The sequence below is a fragment of the Thalassobaculum fulvum genome (genome assembly GCF_014652915.1).
GTDB lineage: Bacteria > Pseudomonadota > Alphaproteobacteria > Thalassobaculales > Thalassobaculaceae > Thalassobaculum_A > Thalassobaculum_A fulvum.
This window is the reverse complement of sequence record NZ_BMZS01000002.1, coordinates 83,974-109,515: the sequence shown is the minus strand read 5'-3', so window position 1 is coordinate 109,515 and position 25,542 is coordinate 83,974. Positions and strand designations below refer to the sequence as shown.

The 25,542-nt window shown below is 71.9% G+C and carries 27 protein-coding genes; 24 read left to right on the top strand and 3 right to left on the bottom strand.

Annotation, left to right across the window (positions count from 1 at the left end; translation table 11 throughout):
• Positions 1 to 13: 13 nt before the first annotated feature.
• A complete protein-coding gene (locus IE246_RS03595; RefSeq protein ID WP_189987577.1) occupies positions 14 to 499 on the top strand; it encodes a YHS domain-containing (seleno)protein in 486 nt (161 codons plus the stop codon).
• 69 nt (positions 500 to 568) lie between these two features.
• Here IE246_RS03595 and IE246_RS03590 read toward each other — a convergent pair whose 3' ends face one another.
• A complete protein-coding gene (locus IE246_RS03590; RefSeq protein WP_189987576.1) occupies positions 569 to 2,293 on the bottom strand; it encodes a hydantoinase B/oxoprolinase family protein in 1,725 nt (574 codons plus the stop codon).
• 169 nt (positions 2,294 to 2,462) lie between these two features.
• Positions 2,463 to 4,535 carry a hydantoinase/oxoprolinase family protein gene (locus IE246_RS03585; RefSeq protein ID WP_189987575.1) on the bottom strand — a complete coding sequence of 691 codons (2,073 nt, stop codon included), beginning with the start codon at positions 4,533 to 4,535 and terminating at the stop codon, positions 2,463 to 2,465.
• Positions 4,536 to 4,717: 182 nt separating this feature from the next.
• Between IE246_RS03585 and IE246_RS03580 the strand changes: the two genes are divergently transcribed.
• Positions 4,718 to 5,995 carry a hypothetical protein gene (locus IE246_RS03580; protein WP_189987574.1) on the top strand — a complete coding sequence of 426 codons (1,278 nt, stop codon included), beginning with the start codon at positions 4,718 to 4,720 and terminating at the stop codon, positions 5,993 to 5,995.
• Positions 5,996 to 6,141: 146 nt separating this feature from the next.
• Positions 6,142 to 7,452 carry a hypothetical protein gene (locus IE246_RS03575; RefSeq protein WP_189987573.1) on the top strand — a complete coding sequence of 437 codons (1,311 nt, stop codon included), beginning with the start codon at positions 6,142 to 6,144 and terminating at the stop codon, positions 7,450 to 7,452.
• A gap of 21 nt (positions 7,453 to 7,473) precedes the next feature.
• On the opposite strand, the gene IE246_RS03570 is transcribed toward IE246_RS03575, so the two are convergent.
• The gene (locus tag IE246_RS03570; RefSeq protein WP_189987572.1) at positions 7,474 to 8,205 is read right to left on the bottom strand and encodes a S24 family peptidase; all 732 of its coding nucleotides are present in this window, start codon (positions 8,203 to 8,205) and stop codon (positions 7,474 to 7,476) included.
• A 167-nt stretch (positions 8,206 to 8,372) separates the two neighbouring features.
• On the opposite strand from IE246_RS03570, the gene IE246_RS03565 reads away from it, so the two are divergent.
• The 21 genes from IE246_RS03565 to IE246_RS03465 all read left to right on the top strand — a co-directional run bounded on the left by IE246_RS03565 (position 8,373) and on the right by IE246_RS03465 (position 25,442).
• Entirely contained in the window at positions 8,373 to 8,774 is a 402-nt protein-coding gene (locus IE246_RS03565) for a hypothetical protein (RefSeq protein ID WP_189987571.1), read from the top strand.
• Complete coding sequence (locus IE246_RS03560; RefSeq protein ID WP_189987570.1) at positions 8,771 to 9,166, top strand: DUF6362 family protein; 396 nt, start codon at positions 8,771 to 8,773, stop codon at positions 9,164 to 9,166. The genes IE246_RS03565 and IE246_RS03560 overlap by 4 nt, the downstream gene beginning before the upstream one ends.
• 218 nt (positions 9,167 to 9,384) lie before the next feature.
• Positions 9,385 to 9,852 (top strand): terminase, encoded by a 468-nt coding sequence (locus IE246_RS03555; protein WP_189987569.1) that lies wholly within the window; start codon positions 9,385 to 9,387, stop codon positions 9,850 to 9,852.
• A complete protein-coding gene (locus tag IE246_RS03550; protein ID WP_189987568.1) occupies positions 9,809 to 11,086 on the top strand; it encodes a DNA-packaging protein in 1,278 nt (425 codons plus the stop codon). The genes IE246_RS03555 and IE246_RS03550 overlap by 44 nt, the downstream gene beginning before the upstream one ends.
• Before the next feature lie 51 nt (positions 11,087 to 11,137).
• A complete protein-coding gene (locus tag IE246_RS03545; RefSeq protein ID WP_189987567.1) occupies positions 11,138 to 11,536 on the top strand; it encodes a phage tail terminator-like protein in 399 nt (132 codons plus the stop codon).
• Positions 11,537 to 11,598: 62 nt separating this feature from the next.
• Positions 11,599 to 13,017: a polymorphic toxin type 44 domain-containing protein gene (locus IE246_RS03540; protein ID WP_189987566.1), complete on the top strand. Its 1,419-nt coding sequence runs from the start codon at positions 11,599 to 11,601 to the stop codon at positions 13,015 to 13,017.
• Complete coding sequence (locus IE246_RS03535) at positions 13,014 to 13,397, top strand: hypothetical protein (protein ID WP_189987565.1); 384 nt, start codon at positions 13,014 to 13,016, stop codon at positions 13,395 to 13,397. The genes IE246_RS03540 and IE246_RS03535 overlap by 4 nt, the downstream gene beginning before the upstream one ends.
• 16 nt (positions 13,398 to 13,413) lie before the next feature.
• Positions 13,414 to 13,800: a hypothetical protein gene (locus IE246_RS03530; RefSeq protein WP_189987564.1), complete on the top strand. Its 387-nt coding sequence runs from the start codon at positions 13,414 to 13,416 to the stop codon at positions 13,798 to 13,800.
• A gap of 98 nt (positions 13,801 to 13,898) precedes the next feature.
• Positions 13,899 to 14,219 carry a hypothetical protein gene (locus IE246_RS03525; RefSeq protein ID WP_189987563.1) on the top strand — a complete coding sequence of 107 codons (321 nt, stop codon included), beginning with the start codon at positions 13,899 to 13,901 and terminating at the stop codon, positions 14,217 to 14,219.
• Positions 14,220 to 14,246: 27 nt separating this feature from the next.
• Entirely contained in the window at positions 14,247 to 15,587 is a 1,341-nt protein-coding gene (locus tag IE246_RS03520; RefSeq protein ID WP_189987562.1) for a DUF4055 domain-containing protein, read from the top strand.
• A gap of 27 nt (positions 15,588 to 15,614) precedes the next feature.
• Positions 15,615 to 16,295 carry a hypothetical protein gene (locus tag IE246_RS03515; RefSeq protein WP_189987561.1) on the top strand — a complete coding sequence of 227 codons (681 nt, stop codon included), beginning with the start codon at positions 15,615 to 15,617 and terminating at the stop codon, positions 16,293 to 16,295.
• A 72-nt stretch (positions 16,296 to 16,367) separates the two neighbouring features.
• Positions 16,368 to 16,742, top strand: a complete 375-nt coding sequence (locus IE246_RS03510) for a hypothetical protein (protein WP_189987560.1) — start codon at positions 16,368 to 16,370, stop codon at positions 16,740 to 16,742.
• Positions 16,743 to 17,023: 281 nt separating this feature from the next.
• Positions 17,024 to 17,494, top strand: a complete 471-nt coding sequence (locus tag IE246_RS03505; protein WP_189987559.1) for a hypothetical protein — start codon at positions 17,024 to 17,026, stop codon at positions 17,492 to 17,494.
• Between the two features lie 127 nt (positions 17,495 to 17,621).
• Complete coding sequence (locus IE246_RS03500) at positions 17,622 to 18,776, top strand: major capsid protein (protein WP_189987558.1); 1,155 nt, start codon at positions 17,622 to 17,624, stop codon at positions 18,774 to 18,776.
• A gap of 192 nt (positions 18,777 to 18,968) precedes the next feature.
• A complete protein-coding gene (locus tag IE246_RS03495) occupies positions 18,969 to 19,277 on the top strand; it encodes a hypothetical protein (RefSeq protein ID WP_189987557.1) in 309 nt (102 codons plus the stop codon).
• Positions 19,274 to 19,741 carry a DnaT-like ssDNA-binding protein gene (locus IE246_RS03490; RefSeq protein ID WP_189987556.1) on the top strand — a complete coding sequence of 156 codons (468 nt, stop codon included), beginning with the start codon at positions 19,274 to 19,276 and terminating at the stop codon, positions 19,739 to 19,741. The genes IE246_RS03495 and IE246_RS03490 overlap by 4 nt, the downstream gene beginning before the upstream one ends.
• Positions 19,738 to 20,097, top strand: coding sequence for a hypothetical protein (locus IE246_RS03485; protein ID WP_189987555.1), 360 nt, complete (start codon positions 19,738 to 19,740; stop codon positions 20,095 to 20,097). Before IE246_RS03490 ends, IE246_RS03485 begins: the two co-directional genes overlap by 4 nt.
• A 185-nt stretch (positions 20,098 to 20,282) precedes the next feature.
• Positions 20,283 to 21,452, top strand: a complete 1,170-nt coding sequence (locus IE246_RS03480) for a phage tail tube protein (protein ID WP_189987554.1) — start codon at positions 20,283 to 20,285, stop codon at positions 21,450 to 21,452.
• Positions 21,453 to 21,478: 26 nt separating this feature from the next.
• Positions 21,479 to 21,934 carry a phage-derived protein YdaY family protein gene (locus IE246_RS03475; protein WP_189987553.1) on the top strand — a complete coding sequence of 152 codons (456 nt, stop codon included), beginning with the start codon at positions 21,479 to 21,481 and terminating at the stop codon, positions 21,932 to 21,934.
• Positions 21,931 to 22,218 (top strand): phage tail assembly chaperone, encoded by a 288-nt coding sequence (locus IE246_RS28285; RefSeq protein ID WP_444545901.1) that lies wholly within the window; start codon positions 21,931 to 21,933, stop codon positions 22,216 to 22,218. The genes IE246_RS03475 and IE246_RS28285 overlap by 4 nt, the downstream gene beginning before the upstream one ends.
• A 161-nt stretch (positions 22,219 to 22,379) precedes the next feature.
• Positions 22,380 to 25,442 (top strand): hypothetical protein, encoded by a 3,063-nt coding sequence (locus IE246_RS03465; protein WP_189988123.1) that lies wholly within the window; start codon positions 22,380 to 22,382, stop codon positions 25,440 to 25,442.
• Positions 25,443 to 25,542: the final 100 nt, after the last annotated feature.

The window sequence follows — 25,542 nt, the reverse complement described above, 5'->3', positions numbered from 1 at the left end:
AAGGATCATTCCCATGAAATCCAGCTCGACCGTCGCCGCCGTGATCTGCGCGGTCATCCTCACCGCCGCTTCGCCGGCCTCCGCCGCGGACGAGTACAACGTCGTCAACGGCCTCACCCTCACGGGCAATCCCCTCGGGCTGCACGGAATCGATCCGGTCTCGGTATTCGGCGGCGAGGCGCCGCGGGCCGGCGACGCGGTCTACACCGTCGCCCATGACGGCGTGGACTACTACTTCGCCTCGGCCGAAGCGCAGGCGCGCTTCAAGGCCGACCCGGAGGCCCATCTTCCGCAGTTCGGCGGGTTCTGTGCCTACGGGGTCTACGTCGGCAAGAAGCTCGACGGGGACGTCCGCTACGCCGACATCGTCGACGGCAAGCTGTATCTGTTCGTGAACGCCGCGATCTTCGCGAAGTATCTCGAGAACAAGGACGCCGTGATCGCCGGGGCCTTCGCGAAGTGGCCGGAGATCCGGTCCGTCCCGGTCGAGGACCTCTGACGGCCGGTGCACCCGGGATGGAGCGGGTCTCGCGTCGGGCGAGGCCCGTTCCGCTGTGCCGTGCGGGTTTCAGGACCGCTCGGCCTGGGTCGCCGCCCGGTCGACCGAACCGTCCTCCGCCAGCACCACGCCCCAGCGCTCGCGGATCTGGTCGGCGGTGTAGTAGCTGCGGCGGAAGTCGCGGGCGCACCGCTCGGGGTCGCGCCGCCGCGGGTCGCCATAGCCGCCTCCGCCCGGGGTCTCGACGGTGATGGCGTCGCCCTCGGCGATCGCGATGCCCTGCTCCTTGGACAGGTGGAGCGGCGTGTAGGTCTCGCCGCCGCGCTCCACCAGCACGGTGTTCGGCGCGCCGTCGCCGCCGCCCAGCGCGCCCTGCGGGCCGACCCTTCCGTGGTCCATGACGAACGAGGCGCGCGCCTTGCCGCGCCGCAGCCGCACCTTGTAGCGCACGCCGAAGCCGCCGCGGCTCTTGCCGGCACCGCCGGAGCCCTCGCGCAGCGCATACTCCTCGTACAGGATCGGGTAGCGCTGCTCGACCACCTCGATCGGCGTGGTCTTGGAGATGCCGATGGTCGAGCAGCCGTTGCTGAGGCCGTCGCCGCCCATATGCCCGCCGTAGCCGCCGCCGGAGATCAGGTAGCAGACGAAGCCGCGGCCGGTCTTCGGGTCGAGTCCGCCGAGCGAGAAGTTGCCGCTGGTCCCGGCCGGGGCGGCGAACAGCAGGTCGGGCACCGCCTTGGTCATGGCGGCGAACACCGCCTCGGCGATCCGCTGGCTGACCTCGGCGGCGCAGCCCGACACCGGGCGCGGGTACCTGGCGTACAGGAAGGTGCCGTCCGGGTCGGCGACGTGCAGCGGCTCGAAGGTGCCGGCGTTGATCGGGATGTCCGGGAAGATGTGCTTGATCGCCAGGTAGACCGACGAGCGCGTGGTGGCGATCACCGAGTTCATCGGCCCCTCGCAGGGCGGCGAGGAGCGCGAGAAGTCGAAGTACAGCTCCTCGCCCTGCTTGGTCATGGTCAGCCGGATGAACAGCGGCGCGTCGACCACGCCGTCGCTGTCGACTACGGCCTCACTGTCGTAGCTGCCGTCCGGGATCGCCGCGATCTTGGCGCGCATCTGCTGGGCGGCACGGCGGCGCAGCTCGGCGATCGCGTCGTCGACGGTGTCGCGGCCGTAGCGCTCCAGCATGCCGGTCAGCCGCCGCTCGCCGACCGTCAGCGCCGCGGCCTGGGCCTTGATGTCGCCGATCCGCTGGTCGGCGATCCGGATGTTGGAGAGAATTATCGAGAGGATTTCGTCGTCCAGCACGCCGGCCTTGTACAGCTTCACCGGCGGCAGCCGCAGGCCTTCCTGCTCGCTCTCGGTGGCGCTCGCCGAGAACCCGCCCGGCACGGCGCCGCCGATGTCCGGCCAGTGCCCGGTGTTGGCCAGCCAGCAGAACAGCTCGCCCTTGTAGAAGAACGGCTTGACGAACTTCACGTCCATCAGGTGGGTGCCGCCGAGATACGGGTCGTTGACGATGAACACGTCGCCCGGCTCGACCTTTTTCGCGCGCTCGATCACCGCGGCGGTGCAGTCCTGCATGGTGCCGACGAACACCGGCAGCCCGTCCTCGCCCTGGGCGATCAGGGCGCCGCCGTCGCGGTGGTAGATGCCGTCGGAGCGGTCGTAGGTCTCGCTGATCACCGGCGAGAAGGCGGAGCGCGAGAACGCCACGTCCATCTCGGCGCAGACCTGCTGCAGGCCGTTCTGGATGACGGCCAGGGTGACCGGGTCGAGGGACGTGCTCATGCGGCTGCTCCCGTGCTGGCAATGGCGGCCACCCACATCCTCATCCCGGAGCGGGGCGCCGCAGGCGGAACGCATCCGGGACCCATGCGGCGGGGAGTGGCGTACGGGTCCCGGCTCTCCGCGGCTTCGCCGCTGCGGCCGGGATGAGGGAGAGGGCGGGGGGCCGGCCTCATCGGACCTCTCCCACGCGCACGGTCACCAGCAGGTTTCCGTCGCGGTCCAGCCGCGCCGACTGGCCGGGTTCGATCACCGTCGTCGCGTCGAACTGGGCGACGATCGCCGGGCCGGCGAACGCCGCCTCCTCGGGCAGCCGCTCGCGGCGGTACACCGGGGTGTCGACGCGGCCGGTGCCCTCGAACCAGACCGATCGGCGGCCGATGATCGCCGCCTCGGCCGTCGCCTGGCGCTCGTCGGAGCCGGCCAGCGCCGCCAGCGGCACCGGCCGGCGCTTGCCGAGCACGGCGGTGTGCAGGTTTACCAGCACCGGCCGGATCTCAGGCAGCTCGACCGCGAACCGCTCCCAGTAGGCGGCAGCGAATCGCTGTTCCAGCGATTCCAGGCTCGGCTCGCCGTGCTCCAGCGCCACCGACAGGATGTGGCTCTGGCCCTGGAACTGCATGTCGACCGAGCGGCGCGCCTCGATCCGTTCGACCTCGACCGCTTCGGCCTCGATGGTGGCCCGCCCGGCGGCCTCCTGCTCGCGGAACAGCCGGTGCACGTCGGCGATGTCGAGCGTGCTGAGCGGGGTGTTCAGGGTGTTGACGTAGTCGTGCCTGAGGTCGGCGACCACGCAGCCGATGGCGTTGGTGATGCCGGGGCGGGCCGGGAGCACCACGTGCGGGATCGCCAGCTCGCGGGCGAGGGCCGTGGCGTGCAGCGGGCCGGCGCCCCCGAAGGCGAACAGCGCGAAGTCGCGCGGGTCGTGGCCGCGGGCCAGCGACACCATCCGCACCGCGCCGGCCATCTTGTCGTTGGCGATCTGCAGGATGGCGGCGGCCGCCTGCTCGGCGCTCAACCCCAGCGGGTCGCCGATGCGGGCCTGGATGACGGCGGCGACGTCGTCGACCGTGACCGGGTGGTCGACCGCCAGCAGCTTGTCCGGGTCGAGCCGGCCGAGCACCAGGTTGGCGTCGGTGATGGTCGGCTCGGTGCCGCCGCGGCCGTAGCAGATCGGCCCCGGGGTGGCGCCGGCGCTTTCCGGCCCGACGCGCAGCAGCCCGGCCTCGTCGATCCGGGCGATCGAGCCGCCGCCGGCGCCGATGGTGTGGACGTCGACCATCGGCACGTGGATCGGCATGCCATATTCCAGGTCGAGCTCGGCGTGGATCCGCGGCAGCCCGTCGAGGATCAGCCCGACGTCGGAGCTGGTGCCGCCCATGTCGTAGGTGATGGCGTTCGGGAAGCCGGCGGCGGTGGCGGTGTAGGCCGCGGCGATCACCCCGGAGGCCGGGCCGGACATCACGGTGTTCACCGCCTGGTCGGCGGCCAGGCCGGCGGCGACGGTGCCGCCGTTGCCCTGCATCACCAGCAGCTCACGGGCATAGCCCTGCTGCGCCAGCCCGCCGGCCAGCCGGTCGAGATAGCGGCGCAGCACCGGCTGCACGGCGGCGTTGACGGCGGCCGTGGTGCCGCGCTCGTACTCGCGGAACTCCGACAGGATCTCGGAGCCAGCGGTGACCGCGGCCTCCGGCCAGGCCTGCCGGACCAGCTCGACTGCCCGGCGCTCGTGCGCCCGGTTGGCGTAGCTGTGCAGGAAGTGCACGACCACCGACTCGCAGCCCAGCGTCCTGAGTGCCTCGACCGCGGCCAGCACCCCGGCCTCGTCGAGCGGCACCAGCACCTCGCCGTCGGCGTCGACCCGCTCGGCGACCTCGAGGCGCAGCTCGCGCGGGATCAGCGGCTCGAACCTGCCGGTCAGGCCGTAGGAGGTCGGGCGGGTTCGGCGGCCGAGCTCCAGCACGTCGCGGAACCCGCGCGTAGTGATCAGCCCGGTGCGGGCGACCTTGCGCTCCAACAGGGCGTTGGTGGTGGTCGTCGTGCCGTGGACGATCTGCTCGACTTGACCCGCCTCGACCCCGGCGGCGGCCAGCGCCGCCAGCACCCCGTCGGCTTGGTTGGCGACGGTGGTCGGCACCTTGGCCAGCCGGATGCCGCCGGGCGCGGACGGGTCCAGGCAGACCAGGTCGGTGAAGGTGCCGCCGACGTCGACTCCGACGAGCCGGCCGGCCGTGGTTCCGTTCATGGTGTTCCCGCCGCAGGCGCCGGGCCATCGCCCGGCAATCCGTGCAATCTTGTTCGTATACCTATGATTTGGTCAAGGGTCTCCAGGACTTGATCTGGAACAATATCCATCCGTCTTCGTACTGGCAGAATACTGTCACTGCACCGCTCTACGGTCGGAGCCGGAAGGAAAGGATCAATTTAATGGAATTTTGCGATGCAGATAAGCGGAAGCTTCGCGACGCGTTGTCGAGCAGGACGCCGCTGCACGGCAACCTGATGACTTTCATCGGGTTGGACGAGGTGCGTGAACGATTTCCCGAGTTATGGGAGCGGCAGCGCGAACGAATCACCGAGACATCCCGGGCGATACTTCGTCAGTTCACCGACCCGCGCACCGACATCGTGCTGCCGATCGGCGACGAGAAGTTCGCCGTGTTGTTCACGCGCCTCGACAAGACCGAGGCGATGCTTCGGGCCGGAATCATCAAGGCCGAGATCCTGCGACGCTTCGTCGGGGACGAGTCGCTCGAGCATCTCGATATCCGCACCGATGCGCTCGACATCGATTCCGGCGACGAAACTACCGGCGTACTGCGCGATCTGCTGAACGGCGCCGGGGCCGGCCGGGCGCAGCCGGCAGCCGCGGCGCCGGCGCCGGCGCGGTCGCGTCAACGGCAACGGGCTTACCGTGCGTCGATCGAAGAGATCGGTGCGGATTGGTCGATGCCGATCGACGAGATCGAACAGACCTTCGGTTTCGACCTGGACTCGCTGGAGTTCGCGTTTCAACCGCATCTCTATGCGCGGCGGGGCGTGTTCTCGATCTTCGAGTGCCGTGCCGTCCGCTACGACGCCACCGGTGCGATTCTCTCGGGGTACGATGTCCTGCCGCGGGACTGCACCCCGGGCCAGATCACCGCCGTCGACAAGATGACGCTGATGCGGGCGCGCCACGGCCTCGTCGACATGGCGTTCCGCAAGCGCATCGCCGTGGTCGCGACGCCGGTCTCGTTCGAGACCATGAGCACGCGCGCAACGGCGACCGAATTCCTCGATCTGCTGCGAAAGATCCCGTCGGACCTGCGGAACTATCTGGTCGTCGACATTTGCCGGGCGCCGGTCGGCGTTCCGGAGGGCCGGCTGGCTGAGATCATCAGCCCGATCAAGCAGTTGACCCGGGCCGTCTTCGTTCGCGTCAGTTCGGCGCAGCAGTCGCTCGCGACCCTGAAGGGCGCCGGTGCGTTCGGAGCCGGGCTCAACATGCCGTCACGGGCCGGCCGTGATCTGGGCAGTCCCGGGTTTCTTGGCCGTTTCGCCGCCTCGGCCCGCAAACTGCGCCTGCAGACCTATGCCCTCGACGTCGACACGCAGCAGCAGGTGGCGAGCTGTCGGGAAGCCGGCATGGACTACATGGCGGGCCGCGCGCTGGCGGAGCTTTCGGACTACGTCGGGCCGGTGACCGGGATGCAATCGGCGTAGCGGTCGAGCGCCTGCGGCCCTCCGGCGGCTTCCGGCCGGCGGTACCGTGTCTGCGGCTCCCGGAATTTCTGGGTCCCGGCGACGCCGTTTAACGGAATTTCAATTGGGATGTGCGATTCTCGCGAAGGTTTAAGGAGAGACGCATAATGGATCTGTCGGATAGCGACAAGCGAAGGCTCCGCGACGCTCTGTCGGTCAAGTCGTCCCTGAACGGAAACCTGATGACCTTCGTCGGCCTGGAAGAGGTCAAGGCCAGGTATCCGGAAATGTGGGAGCACCATCGCGAGCGGATCGTCGCGACGTCGCGCACGATCCTCCGCCAGTTCACCGATCCGGTCGCCGACATCGTCCTGCCGGTCGGCGAGGCCAACTTCGTGGTCCTGTTCACCCGCCTCGGCAGGGACGAGGCGATGCTGCGCGCCGCTGCCATCAAGGCCGAGATCCTGCGGCGCTTCATCGGCGACGAGGCGTTGGCCGACCTCGCCGTGGAAACCCAGGCTATCGACCTGGATTCCGGGAGCGTCACGAAGGGTGTGCTCGGCGATCTGCTGGCCATGGCGTCGGCCGGCGTCCCGTCGGCAGCGGGAACCCAGGCGGCCGGCGACGAGGCGGCGGTGGCCGTCCGGGATGGGCGGGAACGGCCGTCGAATCGGCACCGGATCGACCGCGCCCCGGTCGCTGAAATCGGCGCCGACGCAACGGTCTCGGTCGACGATCTGGAGGCCCGCTTCGGCTTCCGCCTCGACGATCTGGAATTCGCGTTCCAGCCGCTCCTCTATGCCAAACGGGGCGTGTTCTCGATCTTCGAATGCCGCGCCGTCCGCTACAGCGCGACCCGCGATATCCTCAGCGGCTACGGGGTGCTGCCGCGGGATGCGTCCGGCGATCAGGTGGTCGCGCTGGACCAGATGACGCTGATGCGGGCCCGGCACGGGCTGGTCGACATGGCCGTACGCAAACGGGTCGCGGTGGTGGCGGTCCCCGTGTCGTTCGAGACCATGACGAGCCGGGCGTCGGCGAGCGAGTATCTCGAGGCGCTGCAGCGGATCCCGTCGGACCTGCGCAACTACCTGGTCATGGATGTCAGGCGCTGCCCGCCGGGCGTCCCCGAGGGGCGGCTGGCCGAGATCGTAAGCCCGCTCAAGCGGGTGGCCCGGGCCGTGTTCGTGAATGTCACCTCGGCGCAGCAGTCGCTGTCCGTGATCAAGAACGCCGGGGCGTTCGGGGCCGGAATCGCGCTGTCGGCCAGGGATGCCGGAGACATGGCGAACCCGACGCTCCTCGGCCGGTTCTGCTCGATGGCCCACAAGCTGGGGCTGCAGGCCTATGTGCTCGACGTGGATACCCCGGTGCAGGCGACGCGCTGCCGGAAGGCGGGATTCGACTATCTCGCCGGCCGGGCGCTCGCGGAGCTGTCGGACTACGTCGGGCCGGTCACCGAGATGAGCCTCGCCTGACCCGCGGGCGGGCGGCCCGGACTACAGCCGCCGGGCGAACCAGATGACGCGGCCGGCGATCGTGACCTCGTCGACCGTGCGCTCGTAGTCCTGGTAGCGCGGGTTGGCGCTCTTGATCAGCAGCGTCGGCGGGTCGGTGTTCGGCACGTACTCGACCTGCTTGGCGACCAGGCCGAGGCCGTCGTGCAGCACGAAGATGCCGGGCGGCGACGGGGCAGTGCGCGAGGTGTCGATCAAGACCTTGTCGCCGGCGGCCAGCACCGGCTCCATGGAGTCGCCGTCGATCGAGATGATCTTCAGGTCGGCGGCGCGGGCCCGCAGCTCGTGCCGCAGCCAGTCGACCGGGAAGTACCAGGAATCGCCCAGCGCCTCGTACTCGGCCACGGCGCCGCCGCCGGCGGCCGCCGTCACCCGCACCTCCGGCACCGCCACCACGCCGGGCTCGTGGTCCGGGTCCAGGATCCGCGAATAGACCCGGGGTCGGCGGGTGGTGACCGCCTCGACCTGGCGCGCGCCGCTCGGCTGCGGGGGCGGCGGGGTGCCGTCGCGCAGGACCGATTCGTCGACCCCGAGATGGGCGGCGAGCGCCCAGCGCACATCCTCCGGCAGCCGCCGCGGCGTGCCGCGATGCACGAACTGGTGCAGGTAGGCGTGGTTCTTGCCGCAGGCCAGCGAGGCCTTCTTCAGGTCGGTCGGCGGGTCGCGATGCGCGACCAACTCCAACAGCCGGCGGCGGATCGGATCGAGCTTCATGGCGCGATCTTATTCCGATTGCCAGGAAAAGTATACAAATAAAATTCCTATTTACGGATAAAGATGATCGTCGTACGGTCCCGGGAGTTCCGATGCCGGTGCACAACGCTGGATGGCGGAGGTGCGTCGGTCCAGGCACAAGCCGGTCCAGGCACAAGGAGAAGGTCATGCCGCTCGCTCCCGGATTGCAGGTTCGAACCCTGGTGCGCCCTGGCGGGCGCGTCACCACCGTGGTGGTGCGGCGCCGCCGGACTTCGCCGATTCCCCCGGTCGAGCGGCGCGGCCCGCAGCCGTCGGCGGATACGGCGCCGCCACCGCGGGCCGCGGGGCCCGACGGGCGGTCCGGCGAGCGGTCAGGGTTCTCCCGGCCGATCGTCAGGGCCCTGGTGGCGCTGGGGTCGCGGGCCTGGCCGCTGGGTCGCGACGGGCTGGCGCTGGACGGTCGGCGGGTGCCGCTGGCACGGCTGGTGGCCGAGGCGAACCGCGCGCTGACGGCGCGCGGATGCCCGCCGATTCCGTATCCCGGGGTCCGGCCGAAGGAGGGGCGGCCGAAGGAGAACCGGCGATGAGCGGGTCGGTCAGCGCCGTCGCCGACGAGGCCGGGCTGCGGGCGTCGCTCGAGGAGGCGGCCGAGACCCTGCGCCGATTGCCGGCGGGGCTGCGGCGGCCGCGCCTGACGTCCTGGCCCGACGTGGTGCGCGACAGCGCCGGTCTGCTCGGGCCGTCGGCCGACGGACGGGCCCGGCCGGCGGCGCCGACGCCGGCGGCCATAGACCGGATGGACCGGGCGCTGACGTGGCTGCTGGCCTGCGACGACGAAGCCCGCCGGCTGGTCTGGGCACGCGCCTGCCGGGTGCCGTGGCGCCGGCTCGAGGACCTGGACGGCCGCAGTCACGTCACCCTGCGCAAGATCGTCGCCCGCGGCCACGGCCAGATCCTGCGGCAGCTGGTTTCATCGTAAAAAAACGAGCAAAAATATGAAAAAACCGCTTTACAGGATTTATAAGATCGACTAGAAGATGTCCTACCGTCGGGGTGATGCGGGATGGCCCGCCGCCCCGACCGGTTCCCCCGCTTCCGAAACTCGACGCGCCGCCGGCCCGCTCCGGCGGCGCGTCGCGCTGTCGGCGAGCGCCGTTTCGTTCCCCGACCGCGTCGCCGATCGCCGAGGAGGTTCGCATGGCCGTGCAACGCTGGACGTCGCGCCGGCGGGCGGCGTTCCTGAAGGCGCTCGCCGATACCGGCAACGTGTCGGCGGCGGCCCGGGCGGCGAAGGCCTCGCGGTCGCGGGCCTACCAGCTCAAGGTCGCCGACCCGGACTTCGCGGCCGAGTGGACGGACGCGCTGGAGACCGCGATCGACGCTCTCGACGCCGAGGCCCGCCGCCGCGCGCTGGACGGCGTCGAGACCCCGCATTTTCACCAGGGCCGGGTCGCCGGCACCGTCCGCAAGTATTCCGACACCCTGCTCATGTTCCTCCTGCGCGCCCACCGGCCGGAGCGCTATCGCGACCGGCCGGCCGGCGGATCGGATGCCGATGCCGACCTCGAAGACGACCTCGCCGCCGCCCGCGACACCCTCGCGGCCCGCCTTGCGCGCCTGGATGACGAGCCTGAGCCCGGCGAGCCGGAAGCGGATCCTGAATGAGCTGTCCGACCGCGAGGCGGCAGCGCTGCTTTGGGATTGGGAATTCTGGGCCCGGCCCAAGCAGCTGCCGCCCGCCGGCGGCTGGCGGGTCTGGCTGATCCTGGCCGGCCGCGGCTTCGGCAAGACCCGGACCGGGGCCGAGTGGGTGCGCTCGCTCGCCGAGGCCGGCCGTGCCCGTCGGATCGCCCTGGTGGCCGAGACCGCGGCCGACGCCCGCGACGTCATGATCGAGGGCGAGAGCGGGCTGCTGGCCTGCTGCCCGCCCCGGGCGCGGCCGCGCTACGAGCCGTCGAAGCGCCGGGTCACCTGGCCGAACGGTGCGGTCGCCACCAGCTTCTCGGCCGACGACCCGGACCAGTTGCGCGGCCCGCAGTTCGACGCGGCCTGGGCCGACGAGGTCGCCAAGTGGCGCTACGAGGCGGCCTGGGACAATTTGATGCTGGGGCTCCGGCTCGGCGCCGACCCGCGCTGCGTCGCCACCACCACGCCGCGACCGCGGGCCTGGCTGGCGCGGCTGATCGCCGACCCGGGCACCGTCGTGACCGGCGGCGGCACCCGCGAGAACGCCGCCAACCTGGCGCCGGCCTTTCTCGACCAGATCCTGGCGCGCTATGCCGGCACCCGGCTCGGCCGGCAGGAGATCGACGGCGAACTGCTCATGGAGGTGCCGGGGGCGCTGTGGAGCCGTGCCCTGATCGAGGCGGCGCGCACCCGACCGATGTCGGCCGCGGACCTGGCTCGGGTGGTGGTCGCGGTCGACCCGGCGGTGACGGCCGGGACCGACAGCGCCGAGACCGGGATCGTGGTCGCGGCGGTCGACGCCGACGGCCGGTTCCGCGTGCTGGAGGACCTCTCCGGCCGGCTGTCGCCCGACCTGTGGGCGCGCCGGGCGGCGGAAGCCTTCCACCGGCACCGCGCCGACGCGGTGGTCTGCGAGGTCAACCAGGGCGGCGACCTGGTCGCTGCGACCCTGCGGACCGTCGACCCGTCGCTGCCGGTCCGCTCGGTCCGGGCGACCCGCGGCAAGCGCCTCAGGGCCGAGCCGGTGGCGGCGCTGTACGAGCAGGGACGGGTGTCGCACGACGGTGCGTTCCCGGCGCTGGAGGACCAGATGGCCGGCTACACCGGTGCGCCGGGCGAAGCTTCGCCCGACCGGCTCGACGCGCTGGTGTGGGCGCTGACCGACCTGGCATTCGACCGACCGCCGGCGACCAGCCGGGAGTTCCTGGTGTAGGGCCCGGCGCCCACCCCGGGCCCAGTCCTTCGACCGCATTCGGAGACAGTCATGCGTCACGCCGAGGCCCGCGCCGAGATCGAAACGCGGTTCGCCGCGCTGTGGGTCGCCACCCCGGTGGCCTTCGAGAACGTGGCGTTCGAGCCGCCGGCCGACGACTCCCCCTGGGTGCGGCTGGCGGTGGTGAGCGACGGGGCCGAGCTGGCGTCGATCGGCGGGCCGCCGCGACGCCACCGCTGCCACGGCCATGTGAGCCTGGAGATCAGCGTGCCGGCCGGCAGCGGCAGCCGGGCGGCGCACGACCTGGCGGACCAGGCGCTCGACCTGTTCGCCGGCTGGCCGGTCTCGGAGCTGATCTTCCTGGCGGGCGCACCGGAGCCGGCGCGGCAGTCCGGCCAGGCCTACCGGGTCGCCGTCACCGTGCCGTTCCGCCACGACGATCTGCGCTGAGCTGCCGCCGGGGCGCCGGAATCCGGCCCTCGGCCTTCCTTACTCCGTTGCGAGGCTGGGCGATGACGACAACCCTGACGGGCGAGGTCGGCCGCTCCGGCCGGACGGAGGACGTGGCGATCGTGCAGGCACTGCTGGCGAACACCAAGGGACCGGACGGCAGGGCTTTCTGGGACCGCCGGATCGACGGCCGGCCGGGCGCCGAGCTGTCGGCGGCCATCGAGGCGTTTCAGCGACGCCGGTTGCCGGCGGCGGTCGCCGGCGGATCGGTCGAGGCAGGCGTCGTGCGGCCCGGGCTGGCGACGTGGAACTTGCTGCTCTCGCTGTTTCCGAGACGCTTGGGGGAACTGCGCGTGGTCTCCGGCAACCCGCTGATGTTGTATGCCACGAAGAACCCCGAGGCGGTGGCTGGGGAGACCGGCGGCCGGCTGCGGCGGGGGGGCACGGCGTGGGATCGAACGATTGCCGCGTGGCTGCGGCCGGACCTGGCGCGGGCGGTGGAGAGGGTGGCCGCAGGTCCCGGCGTCGGCCTCGTTCTCGGCTCGACGGCGCTGGACGGGGACCGGGTGGCGATGACGTTCCATCCGGTCGGGCTGTCGGTGCTCGACGACCACGGTCGGCCGAGCTCGGTGAATGGCCGTCCGCGCGGCGTCCCGGCGGCGCTGTGGCGTGAGGTCGACCGGGTGATGACCGCGCAGGCTGCGGTGGAGGCGACGGGCAGTGGCGGCTACCGGCCCCGGAACGGCCTGCCGAGCCTGCGCGGCCCGGACCTGGACGGGGCGCTGCTGTCGCGCTTCGGTATCGACCCGGCGTCGATCCGCGGCGACCGGCGGGCAGTGCTGGCGGCCCTGGGGCTGATCGCACGGGCAAACCGGCCGGCGCCGGTCGACCAGGGTGAGCTGACCTACCTGATCGACATCGTCGCGGCCGACGACCCGGAGACCGCCCGTGCCCTGCACTATCTGCGGCGCCGGCACGTCGGGGCCGGTCGACCGGCCGGTCGGAACGGTGCGCCGAGCCCGTTGGAACGGGCGGCGGAACAGCTGCTGCGGACTGTGAGGCGGAACTACCAGTCGCCGAAGTTCGCGCAGTTGAAGTCGTTGACCGCGATCGCCTCCGACCGCTCGGAGGCCTATTCGAGGTTCATCGCCCTGGTCGGAGCCGGCCGCCCCTGGGACATCAAGCGCGAGTTCCCGCGCTGGGTCCGCGACCCGGCGGAGGGCTTCGACTACGGCAGCGACCTGTGGGGCAACCTGCACTACGGCTACATCGGAAAGGCCGCAGGCTTCACCGAGTTCGAGCTGATTGCCGGTGCGATCTGGCAGGCGATCCGCGATACCGACGCGTGGTGGGACGACCCCAAGGACCAGGCCGCCATCCGGTTGGGCTTCGCGTTGTGGGACGAGCATCGGTTTCCGCCCCCGCGCGGCGTGCTCCTGGACGCGTTGCGCCGAGCCAGGTCGAGGCTGAACACGCGATGAGGCGGCCGCTCGACGGTGTGTTCGCGGCGGAGCCGGCGTCACGGCGCTGGCTCCTGGTCCTCGCGGCCGCCTTTGCCGCCGTCGATTTCGGGATCCTGACGCTTTTCGCCACCACGTATTTCGTCCCGTTCCTGACTTCCAGGATCTTCGAGGGTGACAGCCGCCCGTGGGGTTTCGGCGACGCGATCCTGCTGTCGATCCAAGTGTCGATGCTCACGCTGACGATCGTGATGTCGAACGTCTGCATGGCGTTCCTCTGCCTGATGGTCGTGAACTCCCCGGTGATGAGGGTGCTGCTGCGATGGCTGATTCATGCCCTGGTCTGGGTGTTCCTGGCCCTTCTGGCGTCGGTCGTGTGTGTTGCGATCTTCATCTATTGACGTCCGGAGACGGTGGATGACCGGCCAGGCTGATCGGATCTTCGGGGTCGAACCGTCCTCGTTCGGCCGATCGGCGGACACGGTCATCGTTCTCGTCTTGGTCCTCGACCTGCTTGCGTACGTGCCGCTCGCGCTGTTCGTGCTGTTTCCGGTGCAGTTCGCCCTGCTCCTGGGGAGCTCGGGAGAGATGGGGGAAGTCGAGCGCGCGTGGATCGCGATGTCCCTGCTCGCCGTCATGGCCTTCTTCGTCTTCTGTCTGAACATCACCGCCGGCTACGCGGTATCGCTGGTCGTCGACTCGGCCAAGCTGAGAGCCGTGCTCAGGATGTCGATTCATGCCGCCGTCTGGAGCTTCCTGGTGGCTGTCGCGCTGTCGCTGACGACCGCTCTCATGTGGTTCTAGCGCGCCGTCCGGCCGGTACGCTTCCCCGATCCGTTACCGCGTTCGGTTTGCCCAGCCCGATTCATCGCCTGCCGGAGACGCCTGCCGGAGACGCGACGATGCTGCGCACCACGCCATGGGCGAGCTTGCTCCGGGCGGTCGAACGGCCGGATGCCTTCGGCCGGACCGCCGGTCCGTCAGCCGATCGCTGCCGGCTGCACGCGACCGCCGCACCGGACCGTATCGTCATCGCCTGCCACGCGCCGCGCGGGGCCGGTGCGGCGTCGGCACTGGGCCTCGCCGAGCGGGTGGCCGCGCTGATCCGCGACTGCGGTTTCGGCTCCCGGTCCTTCGGCACGCCGTCGATCGAGCTCGACGGCCGCCACCCCGACGGTATCCGCGCCGTCGTCACCCTGCCGATCCGGCGGGACGCGGGCTGACGCCAGCAATCTGCAACGGAGATCGCCATGCCCGACGCGTCCATCGGAATCGCAGGGGGCGCCGACGTCGCCACCCCGAACGCCGCCTGGGCGGCGCGGGCGCCGGACTGGGAGCTGATCCGCGACCTGCTGGGCGGCACCCGCGCGATGCGCGAGGCTGGCGAGCGCCGGCTGCCGCGTGAGCCGGGCGAGAGCCTGGCGGCCTACCGCATCCGGCTGGCCCGCACCGTGCTGTTCAACGGCCTTGGGCGGGCGGTGCAGACCCTGTCGGGCAAGCCGTTCGGCAAGCCCGCGACCCTGTCGGACGACGCCGACCCGCGGATGCGGGCGATGACCCGCGACCTCGACCTCGGTGGCCGCGACCTGACCGGGCTGGCCCGCGACGTGCTGCGTGCCGCCCTGACCGACGGGCTGACCCACATCCTGGTCGACTACCCGGCCGGCGGCGGCGCCGGCGAGACCCTGGCCGACGAGCGGGCCCGCGGCGCCCGGCCCTATCTGGTGCACGTCCCGGCACCCGACCTGATCGGCTGGCGCGCCGGCCCGGACGGCCGGCTCGACCGGGTGCGGATCCGCGAGACCGTGCTCGAGCGCGACGGCGCCTGGGGCGAGCGCGCGGTCGAGCAGATCCGGGTGCTGGAGCCCGGGCGCTGGTCGCTGTGGCGCCGCTCGGAGGCCCTGAAGGACCGGCCGTGGCGTCGCCATGCCGGCGGCGAGACCAGCCTGGACGCGGTGCCGCTGGTCACCGTCTACGCCGAGCGCACCGGCTTCCTGACCGCCCGGCCGCCGCTGCTCGATCTGGCCTGGCTGAACCTGGCGCACTGGCAGTCGTCGTCGGACCAGCGCCACATCCTGCATGTCGCCCGGGTGCCGATCCTGTTCGGCCGCAACCTGAAGGTCGGCGAGGACGGCATCGAGATCGGCCCGAACCGGCTGATCCTCGGCGACGGCGACGGCGCCGACCTGAAATACGTCGAGCACGGCGGGGCGGCGATCGAGGCCGGCCGCCAGGACCTCGCCGACCTGGAGGACCGCATGGCGGTCATGGGGCTCGACCTGATGGTGCGCCGCTCCGGCGGCATCACCGCGACCGAGCGGGCGATCGACGCGGCCCGGGCCGATTCCGCGCTGGCCGCCCTGGTGCGGGCGGTCGAGGAGGGGCTGACCGCGGCGCTGGCCCTGTGCGCCCGCTGGATGGACCTGGCCCCGGAGGCCGCCGGCCGCGTCACCCTCGATCCCGACACCGGGCTCGACGCCCGCGAGGCCGAGGAGATCGACCTGCTGCTGAAGGCCCGGCTGGCCGGCGAGATCGACCGCCCGACCTTCCTTGCCGAGATCCGCCGCCGCGGGGTGTTGGCCGCGGCCTGACACAAACACCACGACCGGAGCCCTGTCATGACCCTGCCCGCCACCATCGACCGGCTCGAGGACCTGCCCGAGGCCGTGCGAGAGCATTACGTCGCCACCGAGGACGGCCGCTTCCGGCTGGACGCCGACGGCGTCGAGGACGTCGCCGGCCTGAAGTCGGCGCTCGAGAAGGAGCGCGCCGCCCGCAAGGCGCTGAAGGCCGAACTGGCGGCCCGCGACGAGGCCGGCGCCGGGGACGCCGAGGCGGTCCCGGACGATACTTCCGAGCCCGAGCCCGAGCCGGAGCCTGCCGCCGCTCCCGATCCCCGCCAGGCCGCCCTGGAGGCCCGGCTGGTCGACGCCGAGGCGCGGGCGGCCCTGCAGGCGGCGCGCGGGGTGCCGGAGCTGCTGCTGCCGATGCTGCGCGATCGCCTGAGCGTCGCCGAGGACGGCGCCGGCGGGCTGGCGGTGCGGGTGCTCGACGAAGCCGGGAAGCCGCAACGCCGAGAGGTCGAGGACGGCGCCTATCTCACGGTCGCCGACCTGGTGGAGGGCCTGCGTGCCGACCCGGTCTACGGCCGCGCGTTCGACGGCTCCGGCAAGGGCGGCAGCGGCGCCCCGACCGCCGGCCGCGGCGAACCCGGGCCGCTCACCATCTCCGCCGACGACCCGCGCGCCATCGCCCGCCACGTCGCCGATATCGCGGCGGGGCGGGTGCGGGTGGCGTAGCCGGCGCCGGAAAATCGCCCCACGGTCGTTCATAGTGGTGCCGACAGGGCGATGATCCCAGGGAGGTGACCCATGCGACGGCGGCTGTTCCTCGTTCTCCTCGGCTCCGCGGCTTTCGGCCTGGCCGCCGGTCCGGTGCGGGCCGAGGCCTTCATGGCGCTGGCGACCCGCACCCTTCGTGGCGACCCGGCCAGGCTCGGCTGGTCGAGCCTGCGCGCCGGGTTCCGTGTGCAGTTCCCGGTCGCCGCCTCGGGCCGCAAGTTCATGGACCGGCAGCACGACGTGATGGACGCGGTCGAGCGCGCGCTGGAGCGGGCCCGCTACGACCCGAACGGCGGCGCGCAGGAACGCGAGCGGCTGGCGCGGCTGATCGAGGACACCGTGCGCCGGGCCGCCCCGCGCGGCACCGTCAGCCGGGTCTACGACGTCTGGATCGAGGCGAGGTGACGCGGAATGATGACGGGCTGTTTCGTCTGCAGAAGGGATGAGAACAATGTCCGGTCAACTGACGATGGACGATAAGGCGAACGAATACGGAAGCGTTCACGGCTTCGGCGAGGATGTCAGGTGCCGCAAGGACGGTGGAACCGTCGTCTGCAAGGTCCTGAACGGAACGGCGAAGGCTTTCTACAAGGACAAACCTGCGATCCATGCGCCAGAGAAACCTGGGTACTGGTCGATCTGCCGGGTCGACTCCCACGGAGCCGAGTGCTGGCACGAGCTTCACGGTGTGTAAGCTCTTCGCGTGCCTGATGGTGCTGGCAGCGACGGCTCCCGCTTTGGTTGCCCACAGCGCGATGGACGAAGCACGCGAGTGCCGCGACAGGGGCATTGCCGAGATACGATCGAAGCAGGTGCCCATACTGCCTGACCCAAAGATCCAGGGCGCCATCCACGAAATCGCTCTGCCCTCGATCATCGCGACGGTGCGATCGGCCGGCGGGCAGGTTTACCGTCGCAAGACCTGGTTCACTCTCTATCTGCCGTCGTACGAGGCGGTCGATGTCGCTTGGGAGCGGATGCCCGCTCTACAGACCGTGATCGCGACGGGGCTCGCCGATTCACGCTTCGAGGATACGTGCACCATCGCTGAGGATCAGGCGTTGACGTTCCGGCTTCAGGAAGGCGTACGGCGCGTCCTGGACGACGATCGGGCCGTCCTTCGGACAGCTATCTTCGGGGCTGAGCGGGTCGACTGACGCGACCGCGAAATCTCTGACAGATCCCCCCCCCGGCGGGACGCCGGGCCTCTGCATGCGCCGGGGCGGGATGCCGCGCGCGCCTTCACCCGACCCCGACAATCCAGATCCCTGAAAGGAGTTCGCCATGGCGAACAGCCTCTCGGCCGTGATGCCGAAGATCCTGGCGCGTGGCCTCTTGGCCCTGCGCGAGCAGGCGGTGATGCCGCGGCTCGTCAACGCCGACTATTCCAACGACGCCGCCCGCAAGGGCGACACCATCGACGTGCCGCTGCCGAGCGCGGTGGCGGCGACCGACGTCAACCCGTCGAACACCGCCCCGGTGCCGGCCGACACCGCGCCGACGGTCGTGCAGATCCCGCTGAACCACTGGAAGAAGGCGGGCTTCCACCTGACCGACCGCGAGGTGCTGGAGATCGACGCCGAGGAAAGCTTCGTGCCGATGCAGATGTCGGAGGCGGTGCGGGCGCTGGCCAACGCCGTCAACGCCTCGGTGCATGCCGAGTACGCCGGCGTCTACGGCTTCGTCGGCACCGCCGGCAGCACGCCGTTCGCCGGCGACGTCTCCGATGCCACCGCCGCCCGCAAGCTGCTGAACAAGCAGCTCGCCCCGCGCTCCGACCGGCGTGGCGTGCTCGACTTCGACGCCGAGGCCAACGCGCTCGCCCTGCCGCAGTTCTCCGACGCCGAGAAGGTCGGCTCAGCCGGGGTGAAGATCGAGGGCGAGATCGGCCGCAAGTTCGGCATCGACTGGGTGGCCGACGACGGCGTGCCGACCCACGTCGCAGGCACTGCCTCCGACGGCGGCAGTTACACGGTGACGACGGCCGCCGCGTCGTCGGCCGGTGCTGCCAGCGTGCAGCTCAAGACCGACACCGGCACCCCGACCCTGGTGGCCGGCGACGTGATCTCGTTCGCCGGGCACGCCCAGACCTATGTGGTGATGGCGGGGACCAGCCTGACGGTCGGCGGTGTGGCGGTGGCGATCGCCCCGGCACTCCGGGCCGACGTGGCCGACGCGGCGGCGGTGACCGTGCGCGCCAGCCACGTGGTCAACCTGGCGTTCCATCGCGACGCCTTCGCGCTGGCCATGCGCCCGCTGTCGGCCGGGATGGCCGACCTGGCGCTCGGCAACCGTATCCTGGCGATGACCGACGCCCAGACCGGGCTGTCGCTGCGGCTCGAGGTCAGCCGCCAGTACAAGCAGACGGTCTGGGAGTTCGACGTCCTGTGGGGCGTCAAGCTGGTGCGGCCGGAGCTGGCCGTGCGCATCGCCGGCTGACCGCCGGCGCTTCCGACCGTCCTTCCCACCCTCATCCCGGCCGGCGCGCAAGCGTCGAGCCGGGACCCATCCGTCCCTCCCAAGGGGCCGCGCGTGGGGCCCGAATGCGCTCCGCCTGCGGCGGCTCGCTCCGGGATGAGGTGGGGAGGGAGCAAAACCCCGCTCTCGCCAGCCACCCCGCGAGGACCCGTCATGCCCGACGATCCGAGACACGTACCGGCCGACACCCTGCCGACCGTGGTGCTGGAGCATGCCCGTACCGGCCAGCCGGTGGTCGTCGACCTGCGCGACTACCTGGCCGGCCGGGACGGGCGCTATGCCGACTGGCGGCTGCTCGGCCAGGGCGGCTTCATCGACCCGCCCGGGCTGAAGAGCGAGGGCGGCCCCCCGGATCCGGCCGGCCCCGAACCGCCCGACGAAGAAGCCGCGCCGGCGCCGCCGCCATCTACGCCGTCGTCGCCCCGTCGCCGTCGCCGCAAGCACCGCAGGAGCCGGCCATGACCGTCACCGCCGGGATCGACGCCTATGCCGACCGGGCCGAGGCCGACGCCTATTTCGCAGCCCGCGCCGTCACCGCCTGGGCGGCGGCGACCGAGGCGGCGCGCGACGCCGCCCTGCTGAAGGCCACGGCGTATCTCGAAGGAAACCATCGCTGGGTCGGCCGGCTGGTCGATCCGGCCCAGCCGCTGGCCTGGCCGCGCACCGGCGCCCGCGACGCCGAGGGCCGGGCGCTCGACGGTATCCCCGACCGGGTCAAGGCGGCCTGCGCCGAGCTGGCGCTGATCGCCCTGACCGAGGATCTGGCGCCGCCGGTCGAGCGCGGCGGCCGGGTGCTGTCCGAGCAGGTCGGCCCGGTCGCGGTCAGCTATGCCGCCGACGCGCCGCCCGGCCGTTCGTTCCCGGCGGTCGAGGCGCTGCTGCGCGGCCTGACCCGGAGCGATCCGATGCCGGTGAGGCGGGCATGAGCCGCCTCGACGAGACCCTGCGCCCGCTGGCTGCCCGGCTGGTCGCGCGCGCCGGCACCGCCATGACCTGGCGGCGCGCCGGCCCGCCGGCCTACGACCCGGCGACCGGCGCCGTGACCGCGGCCGAGACCGACACCGCGGTGACCGGCGTGATCGAGGAGGTCGAGACCGGGCATCCCGACGGGCTGGTCCGGCGCGGCGACCGCATCGTCACCCTGGCCGCCGAGCCGCTGGCCTTGGAACCCGTCCCCGGTGACGCGCTGCTGATCGGTGGCACCGTGCACCGGGTGGTCACCGTCACCACCACCTGGGCCGGCGACCGGCCCGCCCTGTACCGCCTGCACGTGAGGCGGTAGGGCCGCCCGCCCAAACAGCCTCATCCCGGCCCCAGCGGCGAAGCCGCGGAGAGCCGGGACCCATCCGCGGGTCCCGGATGCGTCCCGCCTGCGGCGGCTCGCTCCGGGATGAGGGCAAGGGGGAAGGCCCGGCATTCCCGATCCGAACGACGACCGAACCACATCACCCCGAGGAGCACCCCGAGATGGCCGATTCCAGCCGCGCCCAGCTCTACTACCTCGCCGAATCGACCTGGGGCGCGACCCCGGCGGCGGCGCTGACCCAGATGCGCTTCACCTCCGAGAGCCTGGGCTTCCAGATCCAGAACACCACCAGCCGCGAGGTCCGGGCCGACCGGCAGATCGCCGACCTGATCCAGACCGGTGCCGAGGCGTCGGGCAGCGTCGAGGTCGAGCTGAGCTACGGCGCCCACGACGCGCTGCTGGCGGCGGCGCTGTTCTCGGCCTGGGGTACGCCGGTCGCGATCTCGGTCGCCGACGACATCGCCGCCTCCAATGCCGGTGCTTCGTTCACCAGCACCACCACCGACTTCGCAGCGGCCGGCATCGTGGTCGGGCAGTGGGTGCGGGTCGGCGGCTTCGCGGCTTCCGGGGGGGCCAATAACGGCTACTACCGGGTGACTTCGGTGGCAGCCAACGCGCTGGGCGTCTCGCCGGCACCGGTGCAGGACGAGGCCGCCGCCGGCCTGACCGTCGCGGTCGCCGGCACCCTGCTGCGCAACGGCGTGATCGAGACCTCGTTCACGCTCGAGAAGCAGTTCACCGACATCGGCCAGATGATCGCCTTCACGGGCATGGTGCCGGGCTCGCTCGGGCTCGACATCCGTACCGGCGCCGTGATCACCGGCTCGGTCGCATTCACCGGCAAGGCGGCGACCATCGGCACGTCGAGCGTCGGCACCGGCACCCCGGAGGACGCCCCGACCAACCCGGTGATGAACGCGGTCGGCCATGTCGGCGAGGTCCGCGAGAACGGCGTGAAGCTGCCGGAGGCCGCGCTGCGCGAGCTGTCGATCCGGCTGGACAACGGGCTGCGCGGGATCCAGGCGGTCGGCTCGCTCGGCAATGTCGACGTCGGCTCCGGGCGCTGCACGGTGACCGGCCGGGTCTCGGTCTACTTCGCCGACGGTGCGCTGTACGCCAAGTACCTGGCGGGCACCCCGACCAGCCTGTCGTTCCGGGTCACCGACAGCGCCGGCAACGGCTACGTCGTCACCCTGCCGCGGGTGAAGCTGACGCGCGGCACCGTGGTCGCCGGCGGCAACGACCAGGACGTGCTGGCCGATTTCGACCTGCAGGCCCTGCGCGACCCGGACACCGACTGCACCCTGCAGATCGACCGCTTCGCCGCCTGACCCTTCTCTGATCCGCGAGAGACCCCATGGACCTGAACCGCTTCAAGGCCGACACCGCGCTCGAGGACGAGGGCGTGTGGACCACCGTCGACGCCGCGTCCGGCTGCCGGCTGAAGATCGCCCGCATCGGCAACCGCCGGTATCGCGAGACCATGGCGCGGCGGCTGAAGCCGTACCGCCGGGCGCTGCGGTCCGGCACCCTGGACGACCAGGTGACCGATCGCATCACCGCCGAGGTGCTGGCCGAGACCGTGCTGCTCGACTGGCAGGGGCTGGAGCGCGCCGGCGGGGTCGTCGCCTACAGCCCCGAGGCGGCGGCGGCGATCCTGGCCGACCCGGCCTACAAGGACTTCCGCGACCTGGTGGTCGAGCTGGCGAGCGACCAGGAGACGTATCGCGAGCGCGCGCTCGAGGACGCGGAAAAAAACTCCGCGACGTCGTCCGCTGGCAGCACGACTGGGGCGGGCGCGTCGAGTTCCTGACCACGCTGGCCGAGACCACCGGGGTCGAGCCGGCGGCGCTGCGCGACCGGCCTGAGCCGTTCGAGGACCTGCAGCCGGTACTGCAGGCCTTCGCGCTGCTGTCGGCGGTCCGCCCGATCGTCGCCGGGCCTGCCGGTATGGCGCTGGCCGCCATCCCGCTGGCCGAGATCAGGGCCTATTGCGGGCTGTTCGACGTCCCCGACGTCGAGGAGTTCGTGCGCCTGATCCGCGCCATGGACGACGCCGTCCTGGCCCGCGCCGCCGAGCGGCGGCGGGAGGTGTAGGCGGCGTCAGCCGCTGCGTGGGTCCCGGATCTCCGCGGCGTTGCCGCTCCGTCCGGGATGAGGACTCGTTGAGCGATCGTCCACTCCCGTCCTCATCCCGGGCGCGTGAAGCGCGACCCGGGACCCACACACTCGCCACCCCCAACCTTCGGAGAGCCGTCATGGACATTACGTTGACCGCGACGACGCTGAACTCGGCCGTGGCCGGCTTCGACCGGCTGGTCGAGGCGGTGGCGGCCGCCGAGGGGGCGTTCCGCCGGCTGGTGGCCGGAACCGGTGCGAACTCGGCCGCGCAGAACACCGGCACCGGCCTGCTCGACGACGCCGTCGAGCTGGAGCGCCAGCGCCTGAAACTGATCGGCGACAGCAACCAGGTCTACCGCGAGCAGGGCGACCTGATCGGTGCCGCCGCCGACGAGCAGGAGAAGGCGGCGGACAAGGCCCGGGACGTCTGGGAGGGCTTCGGCGGCAAGCTGGCCGATACCTTCCGGGCGCTGTTCGAGCGGGTCGTGAAGGACGGCAAGCTGCGCTTCGACGAGCTGTTCCGGACCCTGAGCCCGCTGATCGCCGACCTGCTCGGCCGGCTGACCGGTTTCGACTTCTCGCCGATCCTGCAGGCGATCGCCAAGGTGTTCGGCGGCGGCGGCGGATCGGTCGGCGGGCTGCTCGGCCAGGTGGTCGGACTGCTGGGGCCGCTGCTCGGTGGGTCGGGCGGCGGCGTCGGCGGTCTGCTGGGTTCGCTGTTCGGTGGCGGTGGCGGGCTCGTCGGCCTGCTCGGATCGGCCGCCGGCGCCATCGCGCCGCTGCTGCCGATCCCGGGGGCGAACGTGATCGCGGCCGCCCTGCCGCTGGTCGCGAGCTTCTTCGAGGACAAGGACTATCCGTTCGCCAAGGCCGGCATCGGCGTGTCGGGCGGCAGCGTGGCCAGCGACCCGTTCGCGCTCGACGACGCTCCGCTGGACCAGATCGCCCGGCTCGGCGACCGGGTCGTCACGACTCTGCAGGACGTGTTCGACCGCCTGGGCGCGACCGTGTCCGACCTCGCCGACCTGACCGCCATCGGCTACTCCAGCGGCCGCAAGTCGATCCTGCCGAAGGGCTTCTTCGCCGGAATCGACGCGACCCGCGGCGCCGACTTCCAGACCGGTGCGGTGTTCTCCGGCATCGAGGACCCCGAGGAGGCGGTCCTGCGGGCGGTCCAGACCGGCCTGCTGCGGGCCTTCGAGACCGGGGCCGCCCGGGGCGTCGACGCGTACGACGCCACCACCCTGACGGTCGGCCTGCGCCGGGCGACCGCGGCCGACTTCACCGGCCTCGACGAGGGCCTCGCCGACATCGCGTTCCTGCGCGATTTCGGCCGGACCGTGGAACGCCTGAATGCCGCCGGCGACCCGGCGGCGCTGCAGCGCCTGGACCTGCGCGACAAGGCGGAGGAGCAGGGAGCGCGGGACGCCGAGACCATCCGGGCGTTCCTGGACCGCGCGACCCGGCTGTTCGCGCCGCTGAACGATGCGGTCGACCCGGAATTCGGCGACGCCGCGGCCGCTGAGCCGGCGGACCCGGCGTTCACCTACGACGAGGGCCGCCGCGTTCCGCTCGACGACCCGGGTTATCGCCGGCCGATCACCGACGAGGGTTCGGTGGTCGGCTACGAGGAGCCGGCGACGACGACCGGGCCCGGGCCGGCCGACCAGATCACCGTCGACGACGACGCGGCGGCCGCCGAGCGGCTGGACGCCGCCCGTGCCGCCGTCGAGCACTACGTCCGGGCGCTGCTCGGCCTCGGGGATGCGGTCTCCGACACCAAGCCGCTGACCGGCTACGCCCTTCAGCTCGCCGAGGCCGAGGCCCGGCTCGACGGGCTCAGCGAGGCGCTGCGCGAGGCCGGCTACTCGGCCGAGGAGGCGGCCGAGCTGATCGAGCAGGGCAAGGACGCCGCCCGCGACCGGCTGCGTCAGGCCTACGAGGACGACCTGGCCCGCGACCTGCGCGGTGCCCAGGGGCTCGGCGTGGTCGACCAGGTCGGTGCCCTGGTCGACGCCTACGACACCAGGCGGGCCGAGGGCGAGGCGCTCGGCGCCGACGTCTCCGGCCTGGACCAGCTGCTGGGGCGGCAGGTCGAGACCCTGGTCTCGGCCGGGACCGTCTCGGTGGCGGCGCTGCAGGCGCTGGGCACCGAGTTCGCCGACAACGCGATCGTCAGCGATGCCCTGAGCCGCGCCATCGACCTGCAGACCTCGGCGGCCAACGACAACATTGCCGCCCAGGTGACGCTGGCCGACGTCACCCGGCTCGCCACCAAGGAGCTGGACGAGCAGGTCCGCGAGCAGGAGGAGGTGAAGCGCAGCGCCGAGGCCGTGGTCGAGGCGATCGCCGACACCAGGCGGCGGCTGGCGCTCGACGCCTCGCTGTCGATCCTGTCGCCGGCCGAGCAGCTGGAGCAGGCACGACTGCGGTTCGAGGACCTGGCGTCACGGTCCCTGGCCGGCGACCAGCAGGCCCAGGCCGAGCTGCCGGACGCCAGCGAGGCGTATCTCAAGCTGGCGCGCGACTTCTACGCCAGCAACGAGGACTACGCCCGGGTGTTCCGGCAGGTCGACAGCGCGCTGCGCGACACCGGCGACGTCGCCGACCGCCAGCTCCAGGTCGCCGAGGCCCAGCTCGAGGAGCTGAAGGAGCTGCGCCGGGCCCTGACCGGAGAAACCGGAGACCTGCCGAATCCGAACGCCGATTTCGGATACAAGCCGACCCGCAACCGCATCATCGCCCGCCTGACCGGCTATGCCGGCGACTTCGGCAGCGGTGGGTTCAGCGCGTTCCGGGCCGGCCTGGCGCCGGACATCAACGCCCTGGTCGACGCCATCGCCTCGGCCATCAACTTCGCCGACGGCGGGGTGATGACCGCCGGCGGGCCGCTGGAGCTGCACCGCTATGCGTCCGGCGGCATCGCGCATCGGCCGCAGCTCGCCCTGTTCGGCGAGGGCCGGATGCCCGAGGCGTTCGTGCCGCTGCCGGACGGCCGCTCGATCCCGGTGACCGTGACGGCGCCGGCGAACGACCGGGGGACGGCGGAAGCCGACCCCGGGGCCGCCCGCCGCACCGCCGGCATCGAGACCCTGGTGGCGGAGACCCGACGGCTGCGGGCCGACCTTGCCGGCCTGCGCAGCGAGAACGCGACCCTGCGCCGGTCGCTGGAGCGCCTGGCGGCCGGCCGGGCGGCGTGAGTTCTCTTCGCCCCATGGGTCCCGGCTCTCCGCGGCCGTGCCGCTCCGGCCGGGATGAGGAGAGTTGGGAAGCGCGTTTCTCTCTGACCTCATCCCGGAC

Bases quoted from the DNA above. Each gene is read 5' to 3' on its own strand.
- IE246_RS03465 (WP_189988123.1), top strand. From the start codon at position 22,380: ATGGACATTACGTTGACCGCGACGACGCTGAACTCGGCCGTGGCCGGC.
- IE246_RS03515 (WP_189987561.1), top strand. From the start codon at position 15,615: ATGACCCTGCCCGCCACCATCGACCGGCTCGAGGACCTGCCCGAGGCC.
- IE246_RS03570 (WP_189987572.1), bottom strand. From the start codon at position 8,205: ATGAAGCTCGATCCGATCCGCCGCCGGCTGTTGGAGTTGGTCGCGCAT.
- IE246_RS03520 (WP_189987562.1), top strand. From the start codon at position 14,247: ATGCCCGACGCGTCCATCGGAATCGCAGGGGGCGCCGACGTCGCCACC.
- IE246_RS03595 (WP_189987577.1), top strand. From the start codon at position 14: ATGAAATCCAGCTCGACCGTCGCCGCCGTGATCTGCGCGGTCATCCTC.
- IE246_RS03580 (WP_189987574.1), top strand. From the start codon at position 4,718: ATGGAATTTTGCGATGCAGATAAGCGGAAGCTTCGCGACGCGTTGTCG.
- IE246_RS03590 (WP_189987576.1), bottom strand. From the start codon at position 2,293: ATGAGCACGTCCCTCGACCCGGTCACCCTGGCCGTCATCCAGAACGGC.
- IE246_RS03485 (WP_189987555.1), top strand. From the start codon at position 19,738: ATGAGCCGCCTCGACGAGACCCTGCGCCCGCTGGCTGCCCGGCTGGTC.
- IE246_RS03525 (WP_189987563.1), top strand. From the start codon at position 13,899: ATGCTGCGCACCACGCCATGGGCGAGCTTGCTCCGGGCGGTCGAACGG.
- IE246_RS03585 (WP_189987575.1), bottom strand. From the start codon at position 4,535: ATGAACGGAACCACGGCCGGCCGGCTCGTCGGAGTCGACGTCGGCGGC.
- IE246_RS03510 (WP_189987560.1), top strand. From the start codon at position 16,368: ATGCGACGGCGGCTGTTCCTCGTTCTCCTCGGCTCCGCGGCTTTCGGC.
- IE246_RS03540 (WP_189987566.1), top strand. From the start codon at position 11,599: ATGACGACAACCCTGACGGGCGAGGTCGGCCGCTCCGGCCGGACGGAG.
- IE246_RS03530 (WP_189987564.1), top strand. From the start codon at position 13,414: ATGACCGGCCAGGCTGATCGGATCTTCGGGGTCGAACCGTCCTCGTTC.
- IE246_RS03555 (WP_189987569.1), top strand. From the start codon at position 9,385: ATGGCCGTGCAACGCTGGACGTCGCGCCGGCGGGCGGCGTTCCTGAAG.
- IE246_RS03560 (WP_189987570.1), top strand. From the start codon at position 8,771: ATGAGCGGGTCGGTCAGCGCCGTCGCCGACGAGGCCGGGCTGCGGGCG.
- IE246_RS03475 (WP_189987553.1), top strand. From the start codon at position 21,479: ATGGACCTGAACCGCTTCAAGGCCGACACCGCGCTCGAGGACGAGGGC.
- IE246_RS03535 (WP_189987565.1), top strand. From the start codon at position 13,014: ATGAGGCGGCCGCTCGACGGTGTGTTCGCGGCGGAGCCGGCGTCACGG.
- IE246_RS03550 (WP_189987568.1), top strand. From the start codon at position 9,809: ATGACGAGCCTGAGCCCGGCGAGCCGGAAGCGGATCCTGAATGAGCTG.
- IE246_RS03500 (WP_189987558.1), top strand. From the start codon at position 17,622: ATGGCGAACAGCCTCTCGGCCGTGATGCCGAAGATCCTGGCGCGTGGC.
- IE246_RS03545 (WP_189987567.1), top strand. From the start codon at position 11,138: ATGCGTCACGCCGAGGCCCGCGCCGAGATCGAAACGCGGTTCGCCGCG.
- IE246_RS03565 (WP_189987571.1), top strand. From the start codon at position 8,373: ATGCCGCTCGCTCCCGGATTGCAGGTTCGAACCCTGGTGCGCCCTGGC.
- IE246_RS03575 (WP_189987573.1), top strand. From the start codon at position 6,142: ATGGATCTGTCGGATAGCGACAAGCGAAGGCTCCGCGACGCTCTGTCG.
- IE246_RS03490 (WP_189987556.1), top strand. From the start codon at position 19,274: ATGACCGTCACCGCCGGGATCGACGCCTATGCCGACCGGGCCGAGGCC.
- IE246_RS03495 (WP_189987557.1), top strand. From the start codon at position 18,969: ATGCCCGACGATCCGAGACACGTACCGGCCGACACCCTGCCGACCGTG.
- IE246_RS03480 (WP_189987554.1), top strand. From the start codon at position 20,283: ATGGCCGATTCCAGCCGCGCCCAGCTCTACTACCTCGCCGAATCGACC.